Annotated in this window: 20 protein-coding genes and 1 tRNA gene; 7 read left to right on the top strand and 14 right to left on the bottom strand. The window is 63.0% G+C overall.

Annotated features, from left to right (window positions below):
- Window positions 1-85: 85 nt before the first annotated feature.
- Entirely contained in the window at window positions 86-1,381 is a 1,296-nt protein-coding gene (locus K3725_RS08760) for a citrate synthase (RefSeq protein ID WP_260018389.1), read from the bottom strand.
- Window positions 1,382-1,509: 128 nt separating this feature from the next.
- Window positions 1,510-2,910: a glutamate--tRNA ligase gene (gene gltX, locus K3725_RS08755; protein ID WP_260018388.1), complete on the bottom strand. Its 1,401-nt coding sequence runs from the start codon at window positions 2,908-2,910 to the stop codon at window positions 1,510-1,512.
- A gap of 79 nt (window positions 2,911-2,989) precedes the next feature.
- On the opposite strand from gltX, the gene K3725_RS08750 reads away from it, so the two are divergent.
- Complete coding sequence (locus K3725_RS08750; RefSeq protein WP_260018387.1) at window positions 2,990-5,053, top strand: ComEC/Rec2 family competence protein; 2,064 nt, start codon at window positions 2,990-2,992, stop codon at window positions 5,051-5,053.
- Here K3725_RS08750 and lexA read toward each other — a convergent pair.
- From lexA to K3725_RS08715, 7 genes are all read right to left on the bottom strand, one after another.
- On the bottom strand, window positions 5,047-5,754 hold the full coding sequence (gene lexA, locus K3725_RS08745) for a transcriptional repressor LexA (RefSeq protein ID WP_260018386.1): 708 nt from the start codon (window positions 5,752-5,754) through the stop codon (window positions 5,047-5,049). The two genes, K3725_RS08750 and lexA, sit on opposite strands and share 7 nt — an antisense overlap.
- 143 nt (window positions 5,755-5,897) lie before the next feature.
- Window positions 5,898-7,070, bottom strand: coding sequence for a gephyrin-like molybdotransferase Glp (gene glp, locus K3725_RS08740; RefSeq protein ID WP_260018385.1), 1,173 nt, complete (start codon window positions 7,068-7,070; stop codon window positions 5,898-5,900).
- Complete coding sequence (moaC, locus tag K3725_RS08735; RefSeq protein WP_260018384.1) at window positions 7,071-7,541, bottom strand: cyclic pyranopterin monophosphate synthase MoaC; 471 nt, start codon at window positions 7,539-7,541, stop codon at window positions 7,071-7,073.
- Window positions 7,542-7,552: 11 nt separating this feature from the next.
- On the bottom strand, window positions 7,553-8,365 hold the full coding sequence (trpC, locus tag K3725_RS08730) for an indole-3-glycerol phosphate synthase TrpC (protein WP_260018383.1): 813 nt from the start codon (window positions 8,363-8,365) through the stop codon (window positions 7,553-7,555).
- A 14-nt stretch (window positions 8,366-8,379) separates the two neighbouring features.
- Window positions 8,380-9,033 carry a uracil-DNA glycosylase gene (locus tag K3725_RS08725; RefSeq protein WP_260018382.1) on the bottom strand — a complete coding sequence of 218 codons (654 nt, stop codon included), beginning with the start codon at window positions 9,031-9,033 and terminating at the stop codon, window positions 8,380-8,382.
- Window positions 9,030-10,049: an anthranilate phosphoribosyltransferase gene (gene trpD, locus K3725_RS08720; protein WP_260018381.1), complete on the bottom strand. Its 1,020-nt coding sequence runs from the start codon at window positions 10,047-10,049 to the stop codon at window positions 9,030-9,032. Before trpD ends, K3725_RS08725 begins: the two co-directional genes overlap by 4 nt.
- Window positions 10,046-10,627 carry an aminodeoxychorismate/anthranilate synthase component II gene (locus K3725_RS08715; RefSeq protein ID WP_260018380.1) on the bottom strand — a complete coding sequence of 194 codons (582 nt, stop codon included), beginning with the start codon at window positions 10,625-10,627 and terminating at the stop codon, window positions 10,046-10,048. The genes trpD and K3725_RS08715 overlap by 4 nt, the downstream gene beginning before the upstream one ends.
- 188 nt (window positions 10,628-10,815) lie before the next feature.
- On the opposite strand from K3725_RS08715, the gene K3725_RS08710 reads away from it, so the two are divergent.
- On the top strand, window positions 10,816-12,378 hold the full coding sequence (locus K3725_RS08710) for a polysaccharide deacteylase family 2 protein (RefSeq protein WP_260018379.1): 1,563 nt from the start codon (window positions 10,816-10,818) through the stop codon (window positions 12,376-12,378).
- Window positions 12,379-12,473: 95 nt separating this feature from the next.
- On the opposite strand, the gene trpE is transcribed toward K3725_RS08710, so the two are convergent.
- The 5 genes from trpE to fabI all read right to left on the bottom strand — a co-directional run bounded on the left by trpE (window position 12,474) and on the right by fabI (window position 18,661).
- Entirely contained in the window at window positions 12,474-13,985 is a 1,512-nt protein-coding gene (gene trpE, locus K3725_RS08705; RefSeq protein ID WP_260018378.1) for an anthranilate synthase component I, read from the bottom strand.
- 16 nt (window positions 13,986-14,001) lie between these two features.
- The gene (locus K3725_RS08700; protein WP_260018377.1) at window positions 14,002-15,843 is read right to left on the bottom strand and encodes a peptidylprolyl isomerase; all 1,842 of its coding nucleotides are present in this window, start codon (window positions 15,841-15,843) and stop codon (window positions 14,002-14,004) included.
- A gap of 115 nt (window positions 15,844-15,958) precedes the next feature.
- Window positions 15,959-17,134: an aminotransferase gene (locus K3725_RS08695; protein WP_260018376.1), complete on the bottom strand. Its 1,176-nt coding sequence runs from the start codon at window positions 17,132-17,134 to the stop codon at window positions 15,959-15,961.
- A gap of 147 nt (window positions 17,135-17,281) precedes the next feature.
- The gene (gene gpt, locus K3725_RS08690) at window positions 17,282-17,785 is read right to left on the bottom strand and encodes a xanthine phosphoribosyltransferase (RefSeq protein ID WP_260018375.1); all 504 of its coding nucleotides are present in this window, start codon (window positions 17,783-17,785) and stop codon (window positions 17,282-17,284) included.
- A gap of 72 nt (window positions 17,786-17,857) precedes the next feature.
- Window positions 17,858-18,661: an enoyl-ACP reductase FabI gene (fabI, locus tag K3725_RS08685; protein WP_260018374.1), complete on the bottom strand. Its 804-nt coding sequence runs from the start codon at window positions 18,659-18,661 to the stop codon at window positions 17,858-17,860.
- A gap of 132 nt (window positions 18,662-18,793) precedes the next feature.
- Between fabI and pdxH the strand changes: the two genes are divergently transcribed.
- From pdxH to K3725_RS08660, 5 genes are all read left to right on the top strand, one after another.
- Entirely contained in the window at window positions 18,794-19,399 is a 606-nt protein-coding gene (gene pdxH / locus K3725_RS08680) for a pyridoxamine 5'-phosphate oxidase (RefSeq protein ID WP_260018373.1), read from the top strand.
- A 133-nt stretch (window positions 19,400-19,532) separates the two neighbouring features.
- Window positions 19,533-20,072: a cold-shock protein gene (locus K3725_RS08675; protein ID WP_260018372.1), complete on the top strand. Its 540-nt coding sequence runs from the start codon at window positions 19,533-19,535 to the stop codon at window positions 20,070-20,072.
- A 4-nt stretch (window positions 20,073-20,076) separates the two neighbouring features.
- The gene (locus K3725_RS08670; RefSeq protein WP_260018371.1) at window positions 20,077-20,559 is read left to right on the top strand and encodes a DUF192 domain-containing protein; all 483 of its coding nucleotides are present in this window, start codon (window positions 20,077-20,079) and stop codon (window positions 20,557-20,559) included.
- A 43-nt stretch (window positions 20,560-20,602) separates the two neighbouring features.
- Window positions 20,603-20,679, top strand: a tRNA-Pro gene (locus K3725_RS08665).
- 722 nt (window positions 20,680-21,401) lie between these two features.
- Window positions 21,402-25,046 carry a vitamin B12-dependent ribonucleotide reductase gene (locus K3725_RS08660; RefSeq protein ID WP_260018370.1) on the top strand — a complete coding sequence of 1,215 codons (3,645 nt, stop codon included), beginning with the start codon at window positions 21,402-21,404 and terminating at the stop codon, window positions 25,044-25,046.
- Window positions 25,047-25,153 lie beyond the last annotated feature (107 nt).

Here is a 25,153-nt window from a genome sequence, read left to right as displayed (position 1 = left end):
GGAGGATTGGCCATCCTTGGTAAATGCCGGAAAAAAGAAAACGCCCCGCAGCTTGCGAGGCGTTCCCCAGAGATTTTCCGCGCGGTCAGCGCTGTTCGATGTCGACATAGTCGCGCATGGTTTCGCCCAGGTACAGCTGGCGCGGGCGGCCGATCTTGTTCTGCGGATCGGCGATCATTTCCTTCCACTGCGAGATCCAGCCGACGGTGCGCGACAGCGCGAAGATCGGGGTGAACATCGAGGTCGGGAAGCCCATCGCCTCCAGGATGATGCCGGAGTAGAAATCGACGTTCGGGAACAGTTTCTTCTCAATGAAGTAGGGGTCGTTGAGCGCGGTCTGCTCCAGTTCCTTGGCAACCTGCAGCAGCGGGTTGTCATCAACACCCAAGAGCTCCAGAACCTCGTCCGCGGACTGTTTGAGCACGGTCGCGCGCGGGTCGGTGTTCTTGTAGACGCGGTGGCCAAAGCCCATCAGACGGAACGGATCGTTCTTGTCCTTGGCGCGTTCAATGAACTCAGGAATGCGGTCAACAGTGCCGATTTCCTTAAGCATCTCCAAGCAGGCCTGGTTGGCGCCGCCGTGGGCCGGCCCCCATAGGCAGGCAATGCCGGCTGCGATACAGGCAAAGGGGTTCGCACCGGAGGAGGACGCCAGGCGCACGGTGGAGGTGGAGGCGTTCTGCTCGTGATCCGCGTGCAGGGTCAAGATACGGTCCATCGCCCGGCTGAGGATCGGGTTCACATGGTATTCTTCGGCCGGAACCGAGAAGCACATGTGCAGGAAGTTGGCGGCGTAATCCAGATCGTTCTTGGGATACACAAACGGCTGGCCGATCGAGTACTTATAGGCCATCGCCGCGATGGTCGGCAGCTTGGCGATCAGGCGGACGGCGGCGACCTCGCGCTGCCAGGGGTCGGTCACGTCCAGCGAGTCGTGGTAGAAGGCCGACATTGCGCCGACAACGCCCACCAGGGTCGCCATCGGGTGCGCATCGCGGCGGAACCCGCGGAAGAAGTTGTGCATCTGCTCGTGCACCATGGTGTGACGGGTCACACGGGTCTCGAAATCCTCGAGCTGGGCTGCGGTCGGCAGTTCTCCGTAGAGCAGCAGGTAGCAGACTTCGAGGTAGTGCGACTTGGACGCCAGCTGGTCGATCGGGTAGCCGCGGTGCAGAAGTTCGCCCTTGTCACCGTCGATATAGGTGATGGTACTGTCGCAGCTGGCGGTAGAGGTGAAGCCCGGGTCGTAAGTGAACACACCTGCCTGCGCATAGAGCTTGCGGATGTCGACAACATCGGGCCCGGCCGTCGGCGAGAAAATGGGCAGCTCGTAATTTTCGCCATTCAGCGTGAGCGTGGCAGATTTCTGTGTCTCGGTCATAGATGTCCCTTCCTGTTGCAGGCACGAAAGCTGCCCCGTCCGGGCGTCTTCATGCGGGGCAGCGCCTGCGCGGTTTCGCGCAGGGGTTGTCGTATCAAAACAGGCTTTACCGGGTGTTAAGACCGCAGTCAGCCTGTCGCGTCCTTGAGCCGGGCGAGGGTTTCCTCGCGGCCCAGAATCAGCATCATGTCGAACACCGAAGGCGTTACCGCCCGGCCCGCCAGCACTGCCCGCAAGGGGCCGGCCAGTTTGCCGAACTTGGTATCATGTGCTTCTGCAAATGCGTTCAGAAGCGCCTCCAGATCGTCACGGACCCAGCTAGCATTTTGCAGCTGCGGCGTCAATTCACCCAGTATACCATCGGATACAGATGTCAGTGCTTTTTCTGCCTTCGCATCCCGGTCAAGAGGCCGTGAGGCAAGAACAAAATGTGCTTTTTCAAGCAGTTCCGGGAATGTCCGCGCCCGGTCCTTGAGGCAATACATCGCACGTTCAAGCCCTTGTGACTGCGCGTCAGTCAGGGCGGGTTCCCCGGCTGCCGCCAGATAAGCGCAAATTTCCTGCCGCAGTGCGGCATCATCGCTGACGGCAATGTGCTGGCCGCAGAGATTCTCCAGCTTCTTGGTGTCAAACCTTGCGGGGCTTTTGCCGATACCGCCGAGATTAAACCATTCTTTTGCCTGCGCGTCCGTAAAAAACTCGTCATCGCCGTGTGACCAGCCGAGACGGGCCAGGTAGTTGCGCATGCCAGCCGCCGGATAGCCCATCGCCTGATACTCCTGCGCACCGAGCGCGCCGTGGCGTTTGGACAGTTTCTTGCCATCCGCGCCGTGGATCAGCGGGATATGGGCCCAGACCGGCACGTCCCAGCCCATCGCCTCATAGATCATCATCTGGCGGGCGGCGTTGTTCAGGTGGTCGTCGCCGCGGATCACGTGGGTCACGCCCATATCGTGGTCGTCGACCACCACCGCCAGCATGTAAACAGGGGTGCCGTCCGAGCGCAGCAGGATCATGTCGTCGAGCTGGTCATTGCGGATGGTGACGTCGCCCTGGACCTCATCCTTGATGACTGTTGCGCCGTCCTGCGGCGCCTTGATGCGGATCACATACGGCTCGTCCGGGTGGCTCGCCTCCGCCGCGTCGCGCCAGGGCGAGCGGTAGAGGGTGGATTTGCCCTCAGCCTTGGCCTGGTCGCGGAAGGCGGCGATTTCTCCCTGGGTGGCAAAGCACTTGTAAGCCTTGCCTTCAGCCAGCAGCTGCATGGCAACCTCGGCGTGGCGGTCCGCGCGTTCAAACTGGCTGATCACCTCCCCGTCATGGTCAAGGCCCAGCCATTCCATGCCCTGCAGAATGGCGGCGGTGGCTTCCGGTGTGGAGCGTTCGCGGTCGGTATCCTCGATCCGCAGCAGGAACTTGCCGCCGCGGCCGCGGGCATAGAGCCAGTTGAACAGCGCAGTGCGGGCGCCGCCGATGTGCAGGTAGCCGGTGGGAGAGGGCGCGAAACGGGTGACAACCGGTTGGGTCATGTGCAGGATTTACCTTTTGGAAACCATGTGAGGCGTAGAGTTTCCGCCTGTCTACCGGGCCAGAAGGCGGGGGGCAAGCATGGGGCTTGGAACTGCGGTCAGCGACGTTCTGCAAGGCCAGCGCGGCAACCTGTTTCCCTGGGTGCCGGTGTTCCTGGGCGCGGGCATTGGCACCTACTTCAGCCTGAAAACTGAACCTGGCATGGCCGCGATTGCAGGCTTGGCAGCTGTTGCTTTGCTGCTTGGCGCCGGCGCGCTGATACGGCGGCCTATGGCCTTTCTGTGCTGGGTTCCCGCATTGCTGGCAGCAGGGATTTGCCTGGCCTTTGCACGCACCCACCTGGTCGCTGCCCCGGTTCTGGACTTCCGTTACTACGGTCCGGTTGAGGGGCGGGTGGTAGCGGTGGACCGCTCTCCCACGGATGCGCTGCGGCTGACGCTGGACCAGGTGCGGCTGGACCGGGTTGCGCCTGCAGCCACGCCTCAACGCGTCAGGATTTCGCTGAAAGGGCAGGCTGACCTTCCGGACCCCGGTTCACGGGTGATGACAACAGCGCATCTGCTGCCGCCGCAGGGGCCGGTCGAACCCGGCGGCTTCGACTTCCGCCGCCACGCCTGGTTCAAGCATCTGGGCGGGCTTGGCTACACGAGAGTCCCGGTGCTGCTGGCAGAGGCCCCCGGCGGTGATCAGCCGGTCGAACGTCTGCGCAGGTCGCTGGCGCAGTATCTGCAGCAGGCGCTGCCGGGCGAGGCGGGCGGGTTTGCCGCTGCGGTCACCGCCGGCGACCGCAGCGGCGTTGGGGAGGCAACGCTGACTGCGCTGCGGCAAAGCAACCTGGCGCATTTGCTGGCAATCTCCGGCCTGCACATGGGGCTGCTGACAGGATTTGTATTTGCCGCGCTTCGCACCCTGATGTGCCTGGTGCCGTGGATCGCGCTGCGCTGGCCGGTCAAGAAACTGGCAGCAGGTGCGGCGCTGGCGGCCGGAGCCGGGTATCTGCTGCTGTCCGGCGGCAATGTCGCGACCGAGCGCGCCTTTGTCATGGTCGCCGTGATGTTCGGCGCTGTGCTGTTGAACCGGCGCGCGATCACCTTGCGGGCTGTGGCCGTGGCGGCGCTGATCGTGCTGCTGCGGAGGCCGGAGAGCCTGCTGAGCCCCGGCTTCCAGATGAGCTTTGCCGCCACCGCGGCGCTGGTCGCAGTGTTTGCCGCGCTCCGCGACGGGGAGGTACCACTGGGGCCGCGCTGGTTGCGGACCGTTGCGGCGCTGGTGATCTCCTCGGCTGTGGCCGGGGCAGCCACGGCGCCCTTTGCAGCGGCGCATTTCAACACCATCCCCCATTACGGCCTGCTCGCGAACCTGCTGTCGGTGCCGGTAATGGGGACAGTGGTGATTCCGGCTGGTGTGATAGCCCTTGCACTGGCGCCGCTTGGGCTAGAGTGGATCGGGCTGGCTGTGATGCAATGGGGCATGGAGTGGATCCTTTGGGTCGCCCGGACCGTGTCCGGATTTGACGGGTCCGTTTCGCATGTGGCCGCACCGGGGCCGCGGGTTCTGCCTCTGCTCGCCGGAGGGTTCGTTTTTACAGTGGTCTGGCAGGGGCGGCTGCGGCTGGCAGGCCTGATAGCCTGTGCTGCCGCCTTCGGGCTGTGGTCGGTGGCAGAGCGCCCGCACATCCTGATTGCCGACTCTGGCGGTCTAATCGGCGTCATGGGTCCGGAGGGGCGTGCGCTGTCTCGTGCCAAAGCGCAGGGCTTCACCGCGGGGATCTGGCTGGAGAATGACGGCGATCCGGCGGTCCAGCCCGCCGCCGCCGCCCGCTGGACTGGCGGGCTGGACGGATTGGCGGTGTGGAACGGGAGCAGCTTCCGCTTGGTTCACGCGCCGGGCAAGCGCAAACTTTCTGCCGCAAGCAATTGTAACAGAGAGGATATTATCGTTTCCACAGTCGCAGGCGAGAGCGGCTGCCTGCTGCTGACGCCAGAGGTGATGCGGCAGACAGGCAGCATTGCCATGACGCGCGGAGGCGAGATGCTGACAGCGCGGGAAGCTGCAGGCGAGCGGCCCTGGACCGGCTGGCAGCCGGAGGGGCAGGAAATCCGCCGCCTGCGGCGGCTGCTGAACGGGGACGGCGGTCAGTAAGTGCGGATCAGACCGACCAGGCGGCCCTGCACCTGGACCATATCTTCGGGGTAGCGGCGGGTTTCATAGGCCGGGTTGGCGGCCTCCAGCGCGATCACGGAGCCTTCGCGGAAATATTTCTTCAGCGTTGCTTCCTGGCCTTCGACCAGCGCCACGACAATGTCGCCGTTATCGGCAGCTGACGACTCGCGGATCACCACGATGTCGCCGTCGTTGATACCGGCCTCGATCATCGAGTCGCCTTTGACCTCCAGCGCGTAATGCTGGCCGGTGGCGGCGATCATGCCGCCCGGCACCGCAACCTGATGCGAGACCTGGCTGATCGCCTCAATCGGAACGCCGGCAGCAATCCGGCCCATCACCGGCAGTTCGACCGCTGCGTTGCGCTGCGGATCAGAAGGCGCAGGAACCGGCGCCTTGACCCGTGCCTGGCCGCCCTCGATTACCTGAGGTGCGAAGCCTTGCGGCTCAGCCGTGCCGCCGAGGCTTTCGGGAAGCCGGATGATTTCTATGGCGCGGGCGCGGTGCGGCAGGCGGCGGATAAAGCCGCGTTCCTCCAGCGCTGTGATCAGCCGGTGAATGCCGGATTTCGATCTGAGGTCGAGTTCGGTCTTCATTTCGTCAAAACTGGGGGGCACGCCATCGCGCTGCAGGCGTTTGTGAATGAATTCCAGCAGTTGAAGTTGCTTCTTTGTGAGCATCGCCGCGCCCTCCGTGCCTCGTGTTTTCTTTTGTTCTACGCATGTTCACGTTTTGTGTCAACACGGCAGTATCGAAGCCGTGCGGCAGAGCGGCCGGAGGCCCGCACCTCAGGCATCAGTATTTGTGCAAAGAAGAACCAGGGTCAGAGGGGGATGTATTGCACCGTTTCGCCGACGGCCCGGGCACCGTCATTTGGCGCGCGCACCAGCAGGGCGTTGGCGTCTGCCAGAATTGTCAGCAGCGAGCTGTCCTGATTTTCAAAGGCCGTCAGCTGGCCGTATTCGACCTGCGCCCGCATGTAGTGCTCTCTCGGGCCATTTTGACCGAGCGGCTCTGCAAGGGTTGCTTCCTGCAGTTGCTGCGCTTCATCAGGCAGTCCCAGCATGGCGCGGATCATGGGAGCCAGGAACACATGGCCGCAGACCATGGCTGAGACCGGGTTGCCGGGCAGGCCGGCCATTGCAGCACGGCCCATGCGGCCGGCCATCAGCGGTTTGCCGGGGCGCATGGCAACCTTGTAGAAGCTGCGCTCCATCCCGAGGTCCTGCGCCACCTTGCCGACCAGATCGTGATCGCCGACAGAGGCACCGCCGATGGTCACCACCAGATCTGCACCCTCCGCCAGCTCAAACGCGGTGCGCAGGGCGCTTTCGGTGTCGCGGGCGATCGGCAGGATGCGGGCATGAGCGCCCAGATCCTCGAGCATCGCCTTGAGGCCAAAGGTGTTGGAGACGATGATCTGATCCGGGCCGGGCGTGCCGCCGGGCATCACCAGTTCATCGCCGGTAGAGATCAGCGCGACCTCCGGGCGGCGGGTGACGGGGACAGATGCGATGTTCATCGCGGCCAGCAGGGCGATGTCCGCAGGTGTCAGCAATTTCGGAGCGGTGACCGTCTGGCCATCGGTGAAATCACCGCCGCGGGGGCGGATATTGTGGTTGCTGCCGGGCTCATCCGTGATGGTGATGAGGTCGCCGCTGCGGGTCACATCCTCTTGAATAACAACGAAACTTGCGCCTTCCGGCACCGGTGCGCCGGTAAAGATCCGCACTGCCTGGCCGGCCCCGACGCGGCCAGCGAACGCGTGGCCTGCGGCGGCTTTGCCGATCACCTTGAACATGGCGTGCAGCTCGACCTCGGCGGCATTGACCGCATAGCCGTCCATGGCGGAGGCGGAGAATGGCGGCTGATCGCGGCGGGCCTGCAGATCGCGGGCAAGCACCCGGCCTGCGGCCTCGGCCAGCGGCACCTCTTCGGTTTCCAGCTGGGTGACAAGCGCCAGAAGATGCGTGCGGGCTTCGCTGACAGATATCATCTACGCCTCGTACCTGCCTGATTTTCCGCCATCTTTCAGCGTGACGCGGATGCCGCCGATCTGCATTGCCTTGTCCACGGCCTTGGCCATGTCATAGACGGTGAGCGCAGCAGTGGAGACCGCGGTGAGCGCTTCCATCTCGACCCCGGTCTGGCCGGTGGTCTTGACGGTCGCCTCGACCCGCACGCCGGGCAGGTCCGGGTCCAGCGTCAGCTCCACAGCGACCTTGGTCACCGGCAGCGGGTGGCAGAGCGGGATCAGATCCGGCGTCTTCTTGGCGCCCATGATGCCGGCAAGGCGGGCCACCGACAGCACATCGCCTTTTTTGGCGCGGCCTTCGGCAATAATATCAAAGGTGTCCTGCGCCATGGTGATGTGGCCTTCGGCAGTGGCGATGCGCGAGGTCACCGCCTTGTCCGAAACATCCACCATATGGGCGTCGCCTTTGGTGTCGAAATGTGTGAGGCTCATGGGGTCCTCCGTTACATCATGCCTGGCGTAAGCGGGTTGGCGAGCAGCGCACGGGTGGCGCCGGCGACGTCGTCCTGCCGCATCAGGCTCTCGCCGATGAGGAAGGTGCGGGCTCCGTAGCGCGCCATATCGCTGAGGTCCTCAGGCGTGAACAACCCGCTTTCGCAAACGATGGTGCGGTCAGCAGGCACCATGCGGGACAGCGTCCGGGTGGTGTCCAGCGTTGTCTCAAACGTCTTGAGATTGCGGTTGTTGATGCCCATCAGGGGTGATTTCAGATTGCAGGCGCGCTCCAGCTCTTTGGCGTCATGCACTTCCAGCAGCACATCCATGCCCCATTCAAAGGCGCTTTCCTCCAGCTCCTGCGCCTGCGCGTCGGAAACGGAGGCGAGGATGATCAGGATGCAGTCAGCGCCAAGCGCACGGGCCTCGGCCACCTGGTAGGTGTCATACATGAAGTCCTTGCGCAGAGCTGGCAGGGAGCAGGCGTCGCGGGCCTGGGTAAGGAACTCCTTGGCACCCTGGAAGCTGGGAGTGTCGGTCAGCACCGACAGGCAGGTGGCGCCGCCGTCCTCATAGGCCCTGGCCAGTTCCGCCGGTTCGAAATCGGGGCGGATCAACCCCTTGGACGGGCTGGCTTTCTTGATCTCCGCAATCAGGCCGTAGCCAGTACGGTTGGCTTGCATCAGGCTTTCGGCAAAGCCGCGCACCGGCGAGGCTTCGCGCGCCTCGGCCTCAACCGCCTCAATCGGTTTGGCGGCCTTGTCTGCGGCCACTTCCTCGAGCTTATATGCCTTGATCTTGTCGAGCACGTTTTCGGTCATACCGGCGTCTCCGTTCATGCGTTCCAGTCTATGGCAGTTTCACCGCGGCCGGCGAGCCAATTGTTCACTTTTGAGAAGGGCCGGGACCCGAAGAAACCGCGCCGCGCCGACAAAGGCGAAGGGTGGGCGGTTTTCAGGATCAGGTGATCGCCCGGTTTGATATGGTTTTCAAGCTTTTGCGCCGCATTGCCCCAGAGAATATAGACGGTAGGGGTTTCAGAGGTCAGTTCCAGCACTTGATGCACCAGATGATGCCAGCCAAGGTGCTTGTGCCCGTTGGCTTCGCCTGCCGGGACCGTCAGGGCGGTGTTCAGCAATAGCACGCCCTGACGCGCCCAAGGACGCAGGTCGGCAGTTGCTGGGGCCGCGCCAAGATCCTCCTGCAGCTCCTTGTAAATATTGGACAAGGAGCGGGGGAACGGGCGCACATGCGGCTCTGCCGAGAAGGCGAGTCCGTGGGCGTGACCAGGTGTCGGATACGGATCCTGACCAAGGATCACCACCCGGGTCTCCTCAGGCTGGGTCAGTTCCAGCGCAGCAAACCGCTGGTGCGCGGGCGGCAGGATGTCCCGCTCATCCGCCGCAATTGCGGAGGAAATCCCGGGCCAGACAGTGCGGAAAAAGGGCAGGCCGGACCAGCCGCCCAGCCCTGCAGGAAGATCGGTCATGCGGCTGAAGTAATCCGGGCCAGGGCTTCGACTTTGGCCTTGGCTGCACCGCTGTCAATCGACTCGGCGGCGCGCGCCACGCCTTCCTTGAGGTCTGACGCCTTGCCGGCCACCACCAGTGCAGCGGCGGCATTCAGCAGCACCGCGTCCCGGTAGGCCGAGGGCGTGCCCTGCAGCAAAACGCGGAAGGCCATGGCGTTTTCCGCAGGGGTGCCGCCGATGATCTTGTCAAAATCATGTACCGGCAGGCCTGCGTCCTCGGGATGCAGTTCAACGTCGCGGATCGTGCCGTCTTCCTCCAGTGCCGAGACCCAGCTGACACCGGTGATGGTCAGCTCATCGGTGCCGTCGGAGCCATGGACCAGCCAGGCACGTTCAGAGCCAAGCGCCTTGAGGGTTTCCGCCATCGGCCGGATCATCGCGCGGCTGAAGGCCCCGGTGAGCTGGCGCTTTACGCCGGCCGGATTGGTGAGCGGGCCGAGGATGTTGAAGATCGTGCGCGTGCCCAGCTCTGCCCGGGTTGGCATCACATGTGCCACCGCCGGGTGGTGCATCGGCGCCATCATGAACCCGATCCCGGCCTCATTGATAGCTTTTTCAACAACTTCCGGACCAACCATCACGTTGATGCCCATCTGGGACTGCATGTCTGCCGTGCCGGATTTGGAGCTGAGGTTGCGGTTGCCGTGCTTGGCAACCACAACGCCGGCGCCTGCAGCGACAAAGGCGGTGGCGGTGGAGATATTGAGGGTGTTCTTGCCGTCGCCGCCGGTGCCGACGATGTCCATCGCGCCCGCAGGCGCCTTCACCGGGTTGCATTTGGCGCGCATCACAGCGGCGGCGGCGGCATATTCATCGACGCTTTCGCCGCGGGTGCGCATTGCCATCAGCAGGCCGCCGATCTGGCTCGGCGTGGCCTCGCCCTCGAACAGCAGGGTGAAGGCTTTCTCGGCTTCTTCGCGGCTCAGCGAGCGCTCGGCAGCGGCGCCGATCAGCGGCTTTAGCTGATCGCTCATGCCGGCACCTGCATCACGTCGAGGAAGTTCTTCAAAAGCGCGTGGCCGTGTTCGGAGGCAATTGATTCCGGGTGGAACTGGACGCCGTGAATCGGCAGTTCCTTGTGCTGCAGACCCATGATGGTTCCGTCTTCCAGCTCAGCCGTGATTTCCAGGCAATCAGGCAGGCTTTCGCGCTCCACCACCAGAGAGTGATAGCGGGTTGCCTCAAAAGGCGTCGGCAAGCCTTTGAAAACGCCGGTATCCTTGTGGTGCATCATGCCCATCTTGCCGTGCACGATCTCGTGGCAGCGCACCACCTTGCCGCCGAAAGCCTGGCCAATGGCCTGATGGCCGAGGCAGACGCCAAGAAGCGGGGTTCTGGTCTCTGCCGCAGCCTCTGTCAGGGCGAGGCAGATGCCGGCCTGATCCGGGTCGCAGGGCCCCGGCGACAGCAGGATGCCTGCGGGCTTCATCGCCATGGCTTCCTGCACGTTAATGGCGTCGTTGCGGTGGACTTCCATTTCGGCGCCAAGCTCGCCGAGGTAGTGGACGAGGTTGTAGGTGAAGGAATCGTAGTTGTCGATCAGCAGCAGCATCTTGCGGGCTCTTTTAAGGGTGGCGGGCGGGGTGCGCGCCGCAGTATAGTGGTTGCAACATACTTGTTCAGGGATACGAGGCAGCGTCAAGGGCAGGAAGGGCGAATGCAGGAGCGAACCGGCACATGGTTTGCACTGGCTGGTCTGATCGGCGCAGCACGGCAGAAAGATTGAGAGGCAAAACAGGCATGCGTGGATTTCTGGGCGGCGTGAGTGCCGGGGCTTTGCTGGCGGCGGGCGGACTGGCGATGCTGTCATTGTCGGTTCCATTGCCGCAGACGGCAGTCAAACCGGACCCAGCACCGGAACCGGCCGGGCAGACCGCAGGCATCGCGCCTGAGCAGGCTGGAACTGAGGCAGCCGAGGCACCGCAACCGGTTGCGCAGGAGGCTGCCGAGGTGCCGCAGATGCCCAATGGCGGCGGGGAAGACGCAGCGGTTTCCGTCAGCAGCCAGCGCGATGCCGACCTTGCCGAGGTGCAGCCCGAGGCGCCCGGCGCCGATGCCGCGGGGGATGACCTGAGCGCCTTGGCGGGCGCCGACACGTCCCCTGCAGACCAGCCGGCTGTCGGTCTTGCCACCGCAATGCAGGGGGCGGACAAGCTTGGACCGGCGAAGGCTCCGGAGCCTGTGATCCCGGCCGCCGAACACCAGCCGCAGTCGGCCTTGCCCGCCGCGCCGCAAGCGCCAGGCAGCGAGAGTGTGATTGTCGCGGCAACGGAACCCGCAGCAGCGCCGCAAGAAGGCAGCGGAACTAACGAGCTTGCGTCCGGCGGGGCGCCTGCACAGGAGAACACCCCCTCGATAGCGGAAGCCCCTGTGTCCAGCTCTGTTCAGGTTCCGGATATCGGCAGTGCGCCAGCCGAAATTACCCTTCCGGTGATCGGGGCCGCGTCTGGAACTCCGGCAGCCGCCGGCAGCAGTGATACCGGCGAGGGAGGGGAGCATGTTGCAGATACGGAAACCGCCGAGCCTGCGCCCCTGACGCCCAGCATCGGAACGCTGGTTGTGCCGCTGACTGAGCGGGACAAGCACGAAGCCGCCTCTGCCGGTATTTCCGGCGCGCCTGTTGCCAATCCGTTTTCCGCCAATGCGGAACCGTTTCTCAATCCCGAAGACCGTCCCTTGATGTCAATCGTGCTGATTGATGATGCCGGTGCAATTGGCGCGGAGGCCCTGGCGGATTTCCCCTATCCCCTGAGCTTTGCGATCGATCCGGAGGATCCTGAGGCAGCCGCGAAGATGGCTGAGCGCCGGAAAGCCGGCTTTGAGGTTCTGATGCTGGCGGACCTGCCGCGTGAAGCCACGCCGCAAGACGCGGAAACCTCCTTTGAGGTCTGGCGCGGCAAGCTGCCGGAGGCGGTGGCAATCCTGGAAGGGGTCGAGACCGGCGTGCAGGGAAACCGGCCGCTGGCGGACCAGGTGGCAGCGGTTGCGGCTTCAGCAGGTTACGGCCTGGTGACCCAGGACAGCGGCCTCAATACCGTGCAGAAACTGGCATTGCGCGATGGCGTTCCGGCTGGGGTGGTGTTCCGCGATTTTGACGGTGCCGGACAGGATCCGCGGGCGATCCGGCGGTTTCTGGATCAGGCGGCGTTCCGGGCCGGGCAGGAGGGCGCGGTGATCATGCTGGGCCGGCTGCGGCCCGACACGATCTCGGCCCTGCTGCTGTGGGGTCTTCAGGACCGGGCGGAACGGGTGGCGCTGGCACCGGTCTCAGCCAGCCTGGACTCATTGCTGCCCGGGAAGTGATCCCAGGTAAAGAAAAACGGCGCGCCGGGAGCGCGCCGTTGCCTCCGGCGGGAGTATTTCAGGAAAGATGAAACTCAGAGCCTTGCGGCTCCGCGTCAGCTGTTTCCGTTTCCGGTGAAACGCGCGGCGTCCGCGGCAGCGCGGCGGATGGCGTTGGATTTGTGGACGGTCTCCATGTATTCGGCCTCCGGGTCGCTGTCATAAACAACGCCGCCGCCGGCCTGGATATAGAGGTTCTGATCCTTGACGATGGCGGTTCGCAACGCGATGCACATGTCCATGTCGCCGCCGGCTGAGAAATAGCCGACACCGCCGCCGTAGATGCCGCGTTTTTCCGGCTCCAGCTCGTCGATGATTTCCATCGCGCGCACCTTGGGGGCGCCGGAGACAGTGCCCGCGGGCATGCCGGCAAAGAATGCATCCAGCGCGTCCTTGTCCTCTGCCAGCTCGCCGACGACGTTGGAGACAATATGCATGACGTGGCTGTAGCGTTCGATGATGAATTTCTCGGTCGGGCGCACGGTGCCGATCCTGGCGACCCGGCCGGTGTCGTTGCGGCCAAGGTCCAGGAGCATCAGGTGCTCTGCCAGTTCCTTCTTGTCGGCCAGCAGATCGGCCTCCAGCGCCTTGTCCTCTTCCGGGGTGGCACCGCGGGGGCGGGTGCCGGCGATGGGGCGGATGGTAACCTCCTGCCCGAAAACACGGACGAGGATTTCAGGGGAGGCGCCGACCACCTGGAAGCCACCGAAGTTGAAATAGAACATGAAGGGCGACGGATTGGTGCGGCGCAGCGAGCGGTAAAGCGCAAAGGGTGGCTGGCGGAATTCCTGGGTCCAGCGCTGTGCCGGCACGACCTGGAAGATGTCGCCTGCGCGGATATATTCCTTGGCCTTCTCCACCGCGGCCATATAGCCGTCCTTGGTGAAGTTGGAGACCGGCGGCGAGACCTCATGGGCATCGCCCAGATCGCGGCTTTCGGCGGGCATGGCGCGTTCCAGATCGCGCACGGCGTCCATCACCCGTTCGGCAGCCTGAGCATAAGCCGCCTTGGCGGTTTGACCGTCGCTGGACCAGACGGGGGACACCACGGTCACCTCCCCCTTGACGCCGTCGAGCACCGCAATGACCGAGGGACGCAGCATCAGCGCGTCGGGCAGGCCGAGGGGATCGGGGTTCACGTCCGGCAGGTGTTCGACCAGGCGGATCATGTCATAGCCCAGGTAGCCGAACAGCCCGGCCGCGGCCTGGGGCAGGTCGTCGGGCAGGTCGATCTTGCTTTCGGCAATCAATGCCCGCAGGTTGTCCATCGGATTGCCGTCCTGCGGCGTGAAATCATCCGCATCAAACCGGGCGGAGCGATTCAAAGCTGACTGCTCCCCGTGGCAGCGCCAGACCAGATCCGGCTTCATGCCAATGATCGAGTAGCGCCCGCGCACTTCTCCGCCGGTGACGGACTCGAGCATGAAGGCGTCCTTCTGAGCGCCGGTCAGCTTGAGCATCAGCGACACCGGGGTATCGAGATCAGCGGCAAGGCGGGTATAGACGACCTGGTTTTCGCCGGCCTCATAGGCCTTGGAGAACGTGTCGAAATCGGGGGTCAGGGCCATGGGTCTGGTGCCTTGATTACTGGAAGTTCGCCTGCGCTGCGTTCAGCGCCTGCTGGTCTACACGTGGTTCCGAGCGGGTCTGGACGTCCTGCGCGTAGGCCTGGAACAGCTCCTGCGCCAGCGTCTGGTCCAGCTGCGCCTGCAGCGCCTGGGTGAGCAGGGTCATGTCGTCGCTGGCCTCAGGCGGCAGGATGGCGTCGAGACGCACAACCACTGCGGAGTCCGCGTCCTGCACCAGACGGAAACCGCCGGTTTCCATTCCGAACACATCCGCGACCAAGGTGGCCGGCACGGTGTCGATATAGGCGGTGCGGGTCAATCCGGTTTCGGTTTTCACTTCAGCGCCTTCGGCAAAGCTGCCTGCGGCTTCCGCCTGGGCCAGCAATTCCTCGCCCTGTTTCCGCAGGGTGCTGGCCCTGAGGTCGGCATTCCAGGCAGCCAGAACCTTGTCCTTGGCCTCCGCAAAGGGTTCCGGGCGTTCCGGCAGAACTTCATCCAGGCGGATGGCAAACAGGCTGCCATCTTCCAGGAACCCGACCTCCGGGAAGTCCTCGGCGGTGACGGCAGCGGCGGCGGTGCGGAAGCCCTCGTAGGCAGCGATATCTTCGCTGCTGTCCTCGGTCCAGTCGATCCGGGCCAGCTCCAGCCCGCTGTCGGTCGCCAGTTCTTCCAGCGTGGCGCCGCCGGCCAGCATGTCGTCGATCTCCTCAGCCTGGGTTTCCACCAGACGGCGGGCGCGGTCGGAGGCCAGCTCCTCGATCAGTTCGGGCTTGGCGTCCTCGAAAGTGGTGATCTGCGCCTCAAGACGGCCGTTCACACGGTAAAGCGCCGGGCCGAGGTCGGAGGGCAGGGGGCCTGCCACGGTCCCCACCTCTGCAGCAAAGATATCTGTGGCGGCCGCGCCAAGGTCGCCCATGGTGACGTCGCCCATGTCGATGTCCTGCAGCGTCAAACCGCGGCCTTCGACGAGGCTTTCAAAGGTTGCACCGCCGGTTTCCAGCTGCGCCTTGGCGCTGGCGGCGGAGTCCGCATCGCCAAAAACCAGCCGTTCAACCAGGCGGCGTTCCGGCACCTGGTACTGGTTGGAGCGGTCCTCGAACAGGCGCTGCAGCTGCGCGTCGTCCACTTCGATTTCATCCAGCAGCATGGATGGGCGCAGGGCGGCGTAGGTGATGACCTTGGTTTCCGGCAGCATAAACTGGTCCTGATTGGCCTCGTAGAAGGCCTGCAGATCAGCATCAGAGGGCGTCAGGGTGACCAGCGCGATGTCGGAGGCCATCAGCTGCACATAGGAGAAGCTGCGGCGGGCACCGATGTAGCTGGTCAGGGTTTCGGTCAGGGTTTCGGGCATCCTGGCACCGGACAGCACGGCGCGCTGAACGATGGTGCGGGCGGCTTCGCGGCGCAGGTCTTCCTCGAATTCCTTCTCCGTTAAGCCCGCATTGCGCAGGGCAAAGCTGTAGGCCTCGCGGTCGAATTGGCCATTCACCCCTTGAAAGGCGTCAATGGCGGCCAGTTCCTCGATCAGGTTCTCATCGCCGAGCGAAAGGCCAAGGTTCTTGGTCTCATGGTCCAGCGCCGCGAGAGAAATCAGGCGCCCCAGCACCACCCGGTCGAGGCCGAAGGCTGTCATCTGGGCCATCGGCATGGCCTGGCCGGTCTGTGCCTGCAGGGCACGCTGTTCACGCTGCAGCTCTCGGACATAGGTGCCGATGCTGACATCCTCGTCTCCGACCTGGGCGACGGAGTAGGAGGAGCTGGAGAAGTTCACCGCGCCAAAGCCGGCAAGGCCGACGATCAGCATCCCCATCAGGATCCAGACGAAGGTTTTGGATAGATGTTTCATGCCTGCGGCCATGATGCCCTCTTTATTGTTCTGCTGCTCCGGGTTGCGGGCAGCGGGAAATGCCGCTGACTGAATACGCGGCTGCCCGCAGAGGGGCAAGATGAATGCAGCGCAAACTGCTGGATGATCAAGGATTAAAGGCAGCCAGGCGTTCAAACAGCGTGTGAATGCCCGCGCGGTCCACATTGGCGAAAGCTATACGGAACTGCCGGGCGCCGTCCGGCTCGCCCGCGGGCATGAACATGGAGCCCGGCAGCATCAGGATTGAAGCGTCCTTTACCAGCTGGTGCGCGATCTGCTCCGACGGCAGTTCAAACGGGTGTTCGACATAGGCGAAATAAGCGCCGCAGCCGAGCAGTTTCCAGCCTTTTGCAGCCAGCACCGGGAAGCCTTCCTCAATCGCCAGGCGGCGGTCGAGGATTTCCTGGCGTTCGCCTGCCAGCCAATGATGCAGGTTTTCAATGCCCCACAGCGCGCCGGCCTGCCCCAGCTGAGAGGGACAGATGGAGACCGTGTCGAGGAATTTCTCCATCTCAAACAGGCGTTCCGTCGAGGCGGCAATTGCGCCAACCCTATGGCCTGTCAGCCGGTAAGCCTTGGAGAAGGAATAGAGATGGATCAGGGTGGTGTCCCAGTCCGGCATCTGGAACAGCCCGTGCGGTGCGCCGCCGCGGCTGTCAAAGTCTCGGTAGGTCTCGTCAACGATCAGCGCCAGCCCGCGGCTGCGGGCGAGGCTGAAGAAGGCCTGAACCAGACCGCTGGGGTACTCCACACCGCAGGGGTTGTTGGGCGTGACCAGAACGATGGCGCGGGTGCGGTCTGAAATCAGCGCTTCTGCTGCTGCCAGATCCGGCAGCATACCTTCGCCGGTATGAAGCGGCACAGCGTTGACGCCCGCCATGTCCAGCCACATTTTGTGATTGAAGTACCAAGGGACCGGGATGATTACTTCATCGCCTTCACCGCAAAGCGCGGCGATGGCGGCGGCAAAGGCCTGATTGCAGCCGGAGGTGATCCCAACCTGTTCCGGCAAGACCTCTGCCTGATAGTGACGGCACATCTGCTGTGCCAGCGCGCGGCGCAGAGGGTCGTTGCCGAGCACGGGGCCATAGAGATAAGCAGAGACGTCGTTGAGCGCTGCATCTGCCAGCGCCTGACGCAACCCTTCCGGCGGCGCTTCTGCCGGGGCGGCCTGGCTCACATTCAACAGCGGCCGGTCCGGCGGGAATTCCGCCCCGGCCACCCAGCGGCGCGATTCGACGATGGGCGACACAAAGGTGGCTTGGGTGCGGGGCAGGGGCATGGGCGGCTCCGGGCTGCGGTGGGTTCTGGCGCGGTCCGACTGCGCCGGGATATGTCTGGCACGGTGTTCGTCCGGTCTCAAGCCGCATGCGCCAAAGAAAAAGGCGCGCCGGAAAGCGCGCCTGTGAAACTTTGCCTACGGGCCGGATCAGTCCTTGCCGCGGTATGGTTCCACATATTGCAGCGCCATATCCCAAGGAAAGAAGATCCAGGTGTCTTGGCTGACCTCTGTGATGAAGGTGTCCACCATCGGACGGCCCTTGGGCTTGGCATAGACCGTGGCGAAATGCGCCTTGGGGTACATCTGGCGCACCAGCTCCAGGGTTTTGCCGCTGTCGACCAGATCGTCGATGATCAGCACGCCCTCGCCATCGCCCATCAGTCCCGCATCCGGCGCCTTCAGCACCTCGGCCTCGCCCTGGGCCTGGTGGTGGTAGGAGCGCACCGAGATGGTGTCGACGGTGCGGATGTCCAGCTCGCGGCTGACGATCATTGCAGGCGCCATGCCGCCGCGGGTGATTGCCACAACGGCGCGCCAGGCGCCATCGTCGGGGCCCTGCCCGTCGAGCCGCCAGGCCAGCGCGCGGCTGTCGCGGTGGATCTGGTCCCAGCTGATATGAAAGCCTTTTTCGTGCGGCAGACGATCTGTCATGTTATGTGCTCCCCGCGGTGTCGCGTCAGCTTGCCGGAGCCCGGACCGTTGCCCGGGCGTCCTTGCCTTCAATTACTTGGAAATGTCCGGTGCATCCACTGCTTTCATGCCGACGACATGATAGCCCGCGTCCACATGCAGGTTCTCTCCGGTGACGCCGGAGCTGAGGTCGGACAGCAGATAGAGCGCGGATTTGCCAACATCGTCGATGGTCACGTTGCGGCGCAGCGGCGAGTTGTACTCATTCCACTTCATGATGTAGCGGAAATCGCCGATGCCGGAGGCTGCCAGCGTCTTGATCGGGCCGGCTGAGATCGCGTTGACGCGGATGCCGTCCTTGCCCAGGTCCTCAGCCAGGTATTTCACCGAGGCCTCCAGCGCTGCCTTGGCAACACCCATCACGTTGTAATGCGGCATCACTTGCTCGGCGCCGTAATAGGTGAGGGTCAGCAGCGAGCCGCCGTCCGTCATCATCTTCTCGGCACGGTTGGCAACGGCCGTGAAGGAGAACACCGAGATGTCCATGGTCATCTGAAAGTTGCTGCGGCTGGTGTCGACATACCGGCCGCGCAGCTCATTCTTGTCGGAGAATCCGATGGCGTGGACCACGAAGTCCAGCTTGCCCCATTTGGCTTCCAGTTCGGCGAACAGCGCGTCGATGGAGGCTTCGTCCGACACATCGCAGGGCAGGACGATATTGCTGCCCAGCTGCTGGGCCAGCGGGTCGACCCGCTTCTTCAGCGCATCGCCCTGATAGGAAAAGGCAAGCTCAGCGCCGGCGTCCGCGCAGGCCTTGGCTATGCCCCACGCAATGGATTTGTCGTTGGCCAGGCCCATGATGAGGCCGCGCTTACCGGCCATCAGTTGACTAGACATGCAGGTTCTCCGCCTGTGATCTGATAATTTAGCGGTGTTTATAATGCCGCGCGGGGCGCTTCAAGGGTTCACGCCCTTGTAGGCGGAAAGGAAGCTCCCTAGGTTGCAATCAAATTCCCGTTTGAGGTGCCCATGTCCGACCGTACAGGTATTTTTGAAGGCGACGATCCCTTTGCCATCGCCAGGTCCTGGCTTGCAGAGGCAGAGCAGAGCGAACCCAATGATGCAAACGCCATTGCGCTGGCCACAGTGGACGAGACCGGGCTGCCCAACAGCCGCATGGTTCTGCTCAAGGAAATCGAGGACAGCGCCTTTGTGTTCTATACCAACTACGGCAGTGCCAAGGCGCAGGAACTGGATCATGCGGGCAAGGCGGCCTTTGTGATGCATTGGAAATCGCTGCGCCGCCAGATCCGTGTGCGCGGCACCATCACCCGCGAGGAGGGGCCGCAGGCGGACGAATACTACAAATCCCGTTCGCTCAAGAGCAGGCTGGGGGCCTGGGCTTCAAAGCAGTCGCAGCCGCTGGACAGCCGCGGCACGCTGATGGCGGAAGTGGCAAAGGTGACGGCGATGAAAGGTCCGAATCCTGAGCGCCCGCCGTTCTGGGGCGGCTACCGCCTGGTGCCGGTTGAGATCGAGTTTTGGGCCGATGGCGCCTTCCGGTTGCACGACCGTTTCCGCTGGCGCCGCGATGACGCATCTGCAGCATGGAAGATCAGCCGTCTTAATCCCTGACAGGAATCGTCAGTTAACCCTGGGTCAAGAGATCTTTCCTGACAATTTCAAGACTTTTTAGCTTGAATTCCAAGGTCAGTTTGGCGCATCAGGACACCATCAAAAAAACAAGAAACGCGGTAGGGAATATCCAGTGGCAGAAGATCTCAGCAGCTTGCAGCAAGTTCAGGGGCTGGTGAAGTGGTTTGACCCGGCGAAAGGTTATGGCTTTGTCGTTTCCGACTCCGGCGGACCGGACATTCTTCTGCATGTGAATGTGCTGCGCAATTTCGGGCAAAGCTCTGTCGCGGACGGCGCCCGCATCGAGATTGTGACACATCAGACCGGCCGCGGCGTTCAGGCCGTCGAAGTGATCTCGATCCAGCCGCCAGAGCGCGAAGACACCCCGGTGCTGAGCGATTTTGCCGAACTGGACATGGGCAGCCTGCAAAATGAGCCGCTGGAGCCTGCGCGCGTCAAATGGTTCGACAAGGGCAAGGGCTTTGGCTTTGCCAATGTGTTCGGCCGCGGCGAAGACGTGTTCCTGCATGTCGAGGTCCTGCGCCAGTCGGGTCTTGCGGATCTGCAGCCCGGCGAGGCGCTGGCGATGCGCGTAATCGACGGCAAGCGCGGCCGCATGGCGGTTGAGGTGCTGGCCTGGGAAGCCGCTTTGGCGGCAGGCCACCAGGACTGAGCGGATGCTGCGGCGCCTTCGGCACTGGGGGCTTGCTGCAGCCGTTTGTTCAAGCTTAGCTGCACCGGCTCTTGCCGGAGGAGACTGCCAATTGGGCCGGGCCGACCTGCGCGGCAGCTGGGGGCAGACCGGGTTTTCCGTTGAAATCGCTGACGATGAGCAGGAACGCGCCAAGGGGCTGATGTTCCGCGAGTCGATGCCGCGCGGGGCAGGGATGCTGTTTGTCTACGACCGGCCCCAGCCTGCGGCCTTCTGGATGAAGAACACCCTGATCCCGCTGGATATCATCTTCCTTGACGAAAACGGCCTCGTGACCTCGGTTCATGAGAACGCCATACCGGGCGATCTGAGCCCGATCCCGGGCGGTGATGAGGTGTTTGCAGTGCTGGAAATTAACGGTGGGCTGGCCCGCCGGTACGGTATCGCTGCGGGAACCCAGATGCGGCATCAAATTTTTTCCGCCAGCAGCGCAGTTTGGCCCTGTTAGGGGTTTTCAAATCACTTCGCCGGAGATAGGAAGGCGCACGGTCCGGGGCGTGGCGCAGTCTGGTAGCGCACCTGTTTTGGGTACAGGGGGTCGTGAGTTCGAATCTCGCCGCCCCGACCACTTCCTTCCATAAAAGTGCCGCGAATCTTAAGCAGGGATGCCGCCTGGAAGATTCGGATCCCGCTTCGGGAGATGGAAGGCTCCAAAATGCAACCATGGGTGTTAATACTTCCTTAATAGCTTGTTAACACTCCCTTAACCAAGTGCCGCTGACCCGCATCAGTTGGTTAACGGCATGGCGGGCACTGATGCTGCGGCGCCGTCATACCATCGGAAGATCACCACAAAGTTGTTTGAACGCACCGCCTGCGGCAAGCCAGCCAAGAGATGTGAATCGTTGCCGGCGGAACGGCGGCACAGGCTTCTCTGCGAGGCGGCAAGTTGTTTTCTTGGAATGAGAAATCCGGGTTGCGCTCAGACCTGAAAAAGTCACCGCCGGACCTGGCTGCCTGTGGATGAATCAATGGCCGTCGCAGGACCCTTGAAACCGCGTATAGCGTCAACAGCAAAGATCGTTGCCAAGGGGTAAATTTAACGTTGACCCATTGTGTATGAATACGCCAAATTGTGGACACCGGTTGCGATGGCACTAAATCTGGTGGGTTAAGGAGCCACAGCAACAACGCTGAAAAACAGCAGACAGTCCTGTGTAGAAAGGCCGGCGAGGGCCGCAAGTGCGTCAAATGCGGCGTGCGCTGGGTATCTGCGTGTTGCGTGGCCGGAATGGCTGGTGCGGGGGCACCGTGACACTTGACCGATGTGTGCTTGAGAAGGGGCAGAGCATGAAGATCGAACGGAAATTCACCAAACCCGGGCAGGATGCTTACGCCGATCTGGCTTTTGTCTCCGCTACCTCGGAGATTCGCAATCCGGACGGGACCATCGTTTTCCGGCTCGACAATATCGAAATCCCCGCGTCGTGGAGCCAGGTGGCCAGCGACGTCATCGCGCAGAAGTATTTCCGCAAGGCCGGGGTGCCGTCCCGCCTGAAGAAGGTCCGCGAAAAGGACGTGCCGGAATTCCTGTGGCGCTCTGTCCCTGACAAGGGCGCGGAGCTGGGCGGCGAGACGTCCTCCAAGCAGGTGTTCGACCGTCTGGCGGGCGCCTGGGCCTACTGGGGCTGGAAAGGCGGCTATTTCTCCTCTGAGACGGATGCACGCGCTTATTACGACGAGATGCGCTATATGCTGGCGACCCAGCGCTCGGCCCCGAACTCGCCCCAGTGGTTCAACACCGGCCTGCACTGGGCCTATGGCATCGACGGTCCGGCGCAGGGCCATCACTATGTCGACTACAAGACCGGCAAGCTGACCAAGTCGGACAGCGCCTATGAGCACCCCCAGCCGCATGCCTGCTTCATCCAGTCGGTCTCTGACGACCTGGTGAAGGATGGCGGCATCATGGACCTGTGGGTGCGCGAGGCGAGGCTGTTCAAATACGGTTCAGGCACCGGCACCAATTTCTCCCATCTGCGGGCCGAGGGCGAGCCGCTGTCCGGCGGCGGCAAATCCTCCGGCCTGATGGGCTTCCTCAAAATCGGCGACCGCGCTGCGGGCGCTATCAAATCAGGCGGCACAACCCGTCGGGCAGCAAAAATGGTGATCGTCGACGCCGATCACCCGGATATCGAAGACTTCATCCAGTGGAAGGTCATCGAGGAGCAGAAGGTCGCGTCGATTGTCGCGGGCTCCAAGATGCACGAGAAGATGCTGAACGGCATCTTCGAGGCGATCCGCAGCTGGGACGGGGCTGAGGCCGATGCCTATGACCCGACGGTCAACGGCGGGCTGAAGTCGGCCATCCGCGAGGCCAAGAAGGTGGCAATCCCGGAAACCTACATCAAGCGGGTTCTGGATTATGCCAAGCAGGGCCATACCTCGATCGAATTCCCGACCTATGACACCGACTGGGATTCCGAGGCTTACAGCTCTGTCTCCGGGCAAAACTCCAACAACTCGATCCGGGTGACCAACGCATTCCTGCACGCGGTTGAAAAGGACGCCGACTGGGAGCTGTTCAACCGCACCGACGGCAAGGTTGCCAAGGTGATCAGGGCCCGCGATCTGTGGGAGAAAGTGGGCCACGCGGCTTGGGCCTGTGCCGATCCCGGCATCCAGTTCCACGACACCGTGAACGAATGGCACACCTGCCCGGAAGACGGTGAGATCCGCGGCTCAAACCCTTGTTCGGAATACATGTTCCTGGACGACACCGCCTGCAACCTGGCATCGCTGAACCTGCTGAGCTTTCTGAAGGACGGCCAGTTCCAGGCAGATGATTACATGCATTGCTGCCGCCTGTGGACGCTGACGCTGGAAATTTCGGTGATGATGGCGCAGTTCCCGTCCAAAGAAATCGCGCAGCGCTCCTACGACTTCCGCACCCTTGGTTTGGGCTATGCCAATATCGGCGGGTTGCTGATGAACATGGGCTACAGTTACGACTCGGACGAGGGCAGGGCGCTTTGCGGTGCACTGACCGCCCTGATGACCGGCGTGGCCTATGCCACCTCTGCAGAAATGGCGGCAGAACTGGGCGCCTTCCCGGGATATGCAAAAAACGCAGACCACATGCTGCGCGTGATCCGCAACCACCGCAACGCTGCAAAGGGCAAAGCGGAAGGCTACGAAGCGCTGTCGGTCAAGCCCGTGCCGCTCGACATTGCCAATTGCCCGGACGCGCTGCTGACCGATCTGGCTGCCAGCGCTTGGGATGAGGCACTGGAGCTGGGTGAGAAACACGGCTACCGCAATGCCCAGACCACGGTTATTGCACCGACCGGCACCATTGGCCTGGTTATGGACTGCGACACCACAGGCATTGAGCCGGACTTTGCCCTGGTGAAGTTCAAGAAACTGGCCGGCGGCGGCTACTTCAAGATCATCAACCGTTCTGTGCCGTCGGCGCTGGAGGGGCTGGGCTACAGCTCCTCGCAGATCGAGGAAATCGTGTCCTACGCTGTCGGCCATGGCTCCATCGGCAACGCACCGGGCATCAACCACACCTCGCTGGCAGGCCACGGATTTGGCCCCAATGAGCTGGCCAAGGTGGATGCGGCGCTGGAATCGGCCTTTGACATCCGTTTTGTGTTCAACCAGTGGACCCTGGGCGAGGATTTCTGCACCGGCGTGCTGGGCATCCCGGCAACCAAGCTGAACGACCCGACCTTCGACCTGCTGCGCCACCTGGGCTTCACCAAAAAGGACATTGAGGCCGCCAATGACCATGTCTGCGGCACCATGACCCTGGAAGGCGCGCCGCATCTGCAGGAACAGCACTACGCGATCTTCGACTGCGCCAATCCGTGCGGCAAAAAAGGCAAGCGTTTCCTGAGTGTTGACAGCCATATTTGCATGATGGCCGCAGCGCAAAGCTTTATCTCCGGTGCGATTTCCAAGACCATCAACATGCCGAATTCGGCCACCATCGAGGACTGCCAGAAAGCCTATGAGCTGAGCTGGAGCCTGGGCATCAAAGCGAACGCGCTCTACCGCGACGGTTCCAAGCTGAGCCAGCCGCTGGCGGCCGCGCTGGTTGAAGATGATGACGATGCAGCCGAGGTGCTGGAGAGCGGCTCCAATCAGGAAAAGGCGGCGGTGCTGGCAGAGAAGATCGTTGAGAAAGTGGTCATCAAGGAAGTGCTGAAGTCGCACCGCACCAAGATGCCGCAGCGGCGCAAGGGCTATACCCAGAAGGCGGTTGTCGGCGGCCATAAGGTGTACCTGCGCACTGGCGAGTACGAGGACGGCAACCTCGGCGAGATCTTCATCGACATGCACAAGGAAGGCGCAGGCTTCCGGGCGATGATGAACAACTTCGCCATCGCGGTGTCGGTCGGCCTGCAGTACGGTGTGCCGCTTGAGGAGTTCGTTGACGCCTTCACCTTCACCAAGTTCGAGCCCGCGGGCATGGTCCAGGGCAACGACTCGATCAAGAACGCGACCTCGATCCTCGACTATGTGTTCCGCGAACTGGCGGTGTCGTATCTCGACCGCACCGATCTGGCGCATGTGAAGCCGGAAGGCGCGACCTTCGACGATCTGGGCCGGGGCGAGGAAGAAGGCGTGTCGAACCTGTCGGAGCTGAGCGAAACCGCGGCGACACGGTCGCTGGAAGTGCTGAAGCAGATTTCCTCGACCGGCTATCTGCGCAAGCGCCTGCCGCAGGAACTGGTGGTACTGCAGGGCGGCCAGCCTGACGCGGGTTTGCTGGGCACCGGAACCGATCCGGTGGCGGCGCTGCAAACCCTGGTACCCGAAACCACTGAGGCGCCAGCGCAAGCCGCCGGTGGCATGGACGCGCGCACCAAGGCAAAAATGCAGGGCTACGAGGGCGAAGCCTGTGGCGAATGCGGCAACTACACGCTTGTGCGCAACGGCACCTGCATGAAATGCAACACCTGCGGGGGAACCTCCGGCTGCAGCTGAGGACCTTCGCTTGCGGCGCCGGTCTTACCCCCGACGGCGCCGCATCCAACCAAACACTGCAGGCAGGCTAAGGGCTGCTTGTAACGACATCAGGAACGGGTGCGCCC

Source organism: Leisingera sp. S132, from assembly GCF_025144465.1.
GTDB lineage: Bacteria > Pseudomonadota > Alphaproteobacteria > Rhodobacterales > Rhodobacteraceae > Leisingera.
Note: the sequence above shows the minus strand (reverse complement) of the source record. Positions and strands in the feature narration are given on the sequence as shown.